The organism is Galbibacter sp. L-19, assembly GCF_056857615.1.
On the sequence record NZ_JBSXNL010000037.1, the window covers coordinates 1 to 4,416 of the forward strand.

Annotated in this window: 5 protein-coding genes and 2 pseudogenes; all 7 read left to right on the top strand. The window is 33.4% G+C overall.

Features of this window, described 5'->3' with window-relative positions:
* Positions 1 to 155 (top strand): annotated as a pseudogene (locus AC13CQ_RS04025) (conjugal transfer protein TraK); the annotation flags it as partial.
* On the top strand, positions 136 to 1,095 hold the full coding sequence (traM, locus tag AC13CQ_RS04030; protein WP_008610588.1) for a conjugative transposon protein TraM: 960 nt from the start codon (positions 136 to 138) through the stop codon (positions 1,093 to 1,095). The pseudogene AC13CQ_RS04025 and the gene traM, both read left to right, overlap by 20 nt.
* 86 nt (positions 1,096 to 1,181) lie before the next feature.
* The gene (locus AC13CQ_RS04035; protein WP_482882708.1) at positions 1,182 to 1,982 is read left to right on the top strand and encodes a DUF4138 domain-containing protein; all 801 of its coding nucleotides are present in this window, start codon (positions 1,182 to 1,184) and stop codon (positions 1,980 to 1,982) included.
* 225 nt (positions 1,983 to 2,207) lie between these two features.
* Entirely contained in the window at positions 2,208 to 2,471 is a 264-nt protein-coding gene (locus tag AC13CQ_RS04040; RefSeq protein WP_337900735.1) for an addiction module protein, read from the top strand.
* Positions 2,471 to 2,779, top strand: a complete 309-nt coding sequence (locus AC13CQ_RS04045) for a type II toxin-antitoxin system RelE/ParE family toxin (RefSeq protein WP_008615735.1) — start codon at positions 2,471 to 2,473, stop codon at positions 2,777 to 2,779. Before AC13CQ_RS04040 ends, AC13CQ_RS04045 begins: the two co-directional genes overlap by 1 nt.
* Before the next feature lie 81 nt (positions 2,780 to 2,860).
* Positions 2,861 to 3,061 (top strand): annotated as a pseudogene (locus tag AC13CQ_RS04050) (DUF4138 domain-containing protein); the annotation flags it as partial.
* A 315-nt stretch (positions 3,062 to 3,376) separates the two neighbouring features.
* Positions 3,377 to 4,416: AlbA family DNA-binding domain-containing protein (locus AC13CQ_RS04055; protein ID WP_482882709.1), on the top strand; the 1,040-nt coding region annotated here is incomplete at its 3' end.

Consider the following 4,416-nt stretch of genomic DNA (forward strand, 5'->3'; position numbering starts at 1 on the left):
GAGGCTCCATAATCGATACTTATGAACTTATATCTAGCGGAAACCTGATTCATGTGGATCGGAACTTTCCGCATAACCCTCATGGGTTATTGATTACAGACTATTTTGAAAATACACTTAGAAAACTTGAAGATTATGAAAATCCAGAAAAGTAAAATTGTAATGGTGTTGATCATTGCAAGCGTGGTCTTATTTATTGTTTTTTATGCCATCATCACTTTTAGAAAGGATGAAGATGCGACTATTAAAAACAATCAAGTGCTTGTCCCTAAACTAGGTAAAGAGCAGAAACAATATGAAAGTAAAATGGAGGCTATAGAGGCCTTAAAAGAAGCGCGGGAAATCAATGCCCCAAGTGTCTATGATGATAGTTTATTGGACTCTTTAGGATATTACAATGTAGAGCAAGATAGTATCCGCAAAAAAAGAATGATTGACAGTGTTTATTTTCTGGGCCAAAAGCGATATGAAAACATAGCAGCATTAAAACAGTTAGAAGAAAATTATTCAGATGAGCCTAAGGAGCCCATACATCAAGTTTATGATATTTCTGAGATCGATACTTCTACCATTGAAGAAAAAGAATTACAGATTCGCGCAAAAGAAATAGGATTGGAACATCAACTCTTTTTTGCTTCAAATCCAGAAGAAAACGTTGAACAGCATTTACGTAATACAGATGAAGAATTAAGGGTGCGAGTAGATGGTACGCAAACCGTAAAGCAAGATTATAGATTACGTATGCGACTTTCCAATTCTGCCAAAGTAGATGGAATCACTCTTGATAAAAATACCTTACTGTATGGTTTTGTAAGTTTTAAACCCAATCGAACCCTCTTACGTATTGAACAGATTAATGGTCGCAACATTCCATTTGAAGCCTTTGATCTTGATGACGGGAGTAAAGGAATTTATATAGAAAACAGTTTCCAAGAAGAAATACGAAAACAAGTGGTTGGTGATGTGGTAGATGATATCAACCTAGCTGGAGTACCACAAGTAAGCGGCATTAAACAACTTTTTAGAAGGAGTAACCGACAAGTGAAGGTGACGGTAATGGACAATTATCAATTAATATTAAAACTCAAGCAATGAGACATTCTTTTTTATTTCTTGAACATATAAAGAGATGATTGTATGGATGTTTGATTTGACATTTGAAAAACAATAAACATGAACATATGAAAACAATACTTATACTTATGTCCTTAATTCTATCAAGTTCTTTACATGCACAAGTTGTATTAGATACATTGTATGCTAACAATAAGAAAAATGTGGCGCTTTTTTTTCCACAGACTATCCGTCAAGGAATTACAGGGGCTTCTCATTTTGTGTTTACCTATAATCGGGAGACAAAACAGTATTTCGGGTTATTACAAGCGCAGCCTGGGGAAGCAAGTAATTTGTTAGTTGTTACTGATGATGGGCAGGTGTATTCATATATTTTAAAATATGCAGAACAGCTACCTAAACTAAATTATTTTGTGTCAAGAACAGAAAGTATAGGTACTGAAGTACCGCTTTCTGTAAAATCAAAACCCAAACAGATAGTATTGGATAGTATGGAGAAAAGTATGGTATACTATAAATCCTTCAGTAAATACTTACTTAAAACCACCCCCAAAAGATTAGCGTCTAAAAAAAGGAATGGAATTAAACTACAGCTTCAGAAAATAGTTTATCACAAATCTGAAACTTATTTAGTCATGGAAGTATCTAATACTTCGGGTATTACTTTTGAAACTGATTTTTTAAAAGTTTACAGTGTCAGTGGGAATAAGAAACGAAAAGCTTCCTATCAAAGGCTTGAAATGAAACCGATATACATTTGTAATTATCCCAATAAAATATGGAATGGTCAGTCACTTAGATTTGTATATGTACTGCCAAAATATGTATTGGGAGACAAAGAAAAAGTATTGGTGGAATTGCAGGAATTGAATGGAGGGAGAAAGGTCAAATTGGTAACTAGACTTTGAAAATTATTGATTCATTAAAGCATTAAAGTTTTGTTATTTTAGCTTACACACTTTTTGGAATAGTGTCGACTTAAATAAGCATAGTTGATTTGGCTTTCGCATGTAAAATCAATGCTTAACCAAAATCAATAATTATATAAACTATACTAAAGCACACTAAAGCAGAGGAAGAATATATTTTGTTGGATATTCTGTACGAGAAAAGCCATTATGAGGATTAAAAATATGGAACAAAAATTGTACATTTGTTATACTCGAAATACAGAAATTATGGATTTAGAAGCACGAAAATATCATTTAATACAAGAACTGTTCAGTATTGACAGAGAAAGCATTATCGATACTTTGGAGCGTGTTTTAAAGCGTGAAAAAGAAGAGCACCAAGAAATCTCTACGGAACACAAAAAAGAATTAGATAATCGTTTAGAAAGCTATAAAAACAATCCCAATGATGTTTTGGATTGGAAAGATGTAAAGAACGATTGGTAATGAGTTATAAAATTAAGTTACTGCCAATTGTACATACAGATTTACGAAAGGCAAAGAAATGGTATCACGAAAAAAGTGAAACATTAGCCCAAGAATTTAAAATAGAAGTCAATAAAGAAATCGATTATATTGGCGAATATCCAGAACATTATCAACGGAAATATAAAGAGTTACGACAATCTTTGGTAACTCGTTTTCCTTACGCAATTTTCTATTTAGTTGAAGAAGAACAAAAGCAAATCATAGTTTTTGGAGTTTTGCACACACGTAGAAATCCCGAAATAATTAGGGAAAGAATCAAGAAATAAATCCCCACAAAACAAACCCCAGTTTTATCGTTCCTCAAAATCCTCTGTCTTTTGTTTTGTTCCGCGCGTCACCGCATTGTAAAAAAGCGAAAAGCTTTTTACCAAAGACTTGAAATGAAACCGATATACATTTGTAATTATCCCAATAAGATATGGAATGGTCAGTCACTTAGATTTGTATATGTACTGCCAAAATATGTATTGGGAGACAAAGAAAAATTATTGGTGGAATTACAGGAATTGAATGAGAGCAGGAAGGTAATTTTGTCAACTAGACTTTGAAAATTAGAGATTATTACTTGTTTAAAAATATTCAAGGTTCTGCAATAAAGTTAAATTACTCCCGTATCTTAGAAAAAGAATGGTGATAGTGCAGAATTAATTCACATTTAAAAATAGAGATTAATTATTTAATATCTGTTATAGATTGCTTTTAAAGTCTACTCAGCTAACTTTTAGTCATTCTTATATTTCCCTGAACTAAATAAATGTAATAATTATTAGATTTGTTCAATAAAAATAAGACAATAGTAATGACCCCAGAAAAGCTAAAAAGTATAAAGTATTGAGGTTGAGTTTAAAACCTCTCAATTTGAATTGAATAGAGATGCTTTTGAGTCAGTTTGTGCCTTTCTCAATCGTAATGGCGGTCATTTGTTGTTAGGAGTCAAGAATGACGGTACGGTAGAAGGAGTTATAGAAGATTGTGTTCAAGATATTATAAATAATATCATTACCAATGCTAATAACTCCCATAAACTTAGTCCTCCATTTTACTTATCACCGCAAGTGATTGATTATGAAGGAGCTAAAATCATTTACGTATTTGTACCTGAAAGCTCTCAGGTACACAGTGTCAATGGGAAAATATACGATCGAAATGAGGATGGGGATTTTAACATCAGCCGACATATTGAACAGGTAACTCAGCTTTACTTAAGAAAACAAACCACTTATTCCGAAAACCGAATTTATCCTTATGTCAACCTTTTGGATTTTAGACCAGAATTATTCAGTTATGTGAGAAAACTGGCTAACAACGAAAGAGCAGATCATCCTTGGCAAAGTATGACTAATGAAGAGCTACTCCGTTCTGCGGGATTATACAAACATGACCACCAAACTGGAAAAGATGGGTATACTTTGGCAGCCATATTGTTGTTTGGAAAGGAAGAGGTTATCCAAAGTGTATTACCTCACCATAAAACAGATGCCATACTCAGGATTGAAAATGTAGACCGTTATGATGACAGAGACGATATACGTACTAATCTTATAGAAAGTTATGACCGACTCATGGCATTTATACGAAAACATCTACCAGATAAATTTTATCAGGAAGGAGAGCAACGTATTAGTCTTCGTGATCGTATTTTTCGAGAAGTCATAGGGAATTTGCTTATGAATAGAGAATATGCTAATGCATTTCCAGCAAAGCTTATTATCGAACGAGATAAAGTGTTCGCAGAAAACTGGAATCGTCTTCACGGTGATGGTGTTATTGATCCCGTCAACTTTTCTCCGTTTCCTAAAAATCCGGTGATTGCAAGATTTTTTAAGGAAATTGGGCGTGTGGACGAATTGGGTTCTGGAATTAGAAACACCTTTAAGTATTCTAGTATTTATTCTCCTGGTGC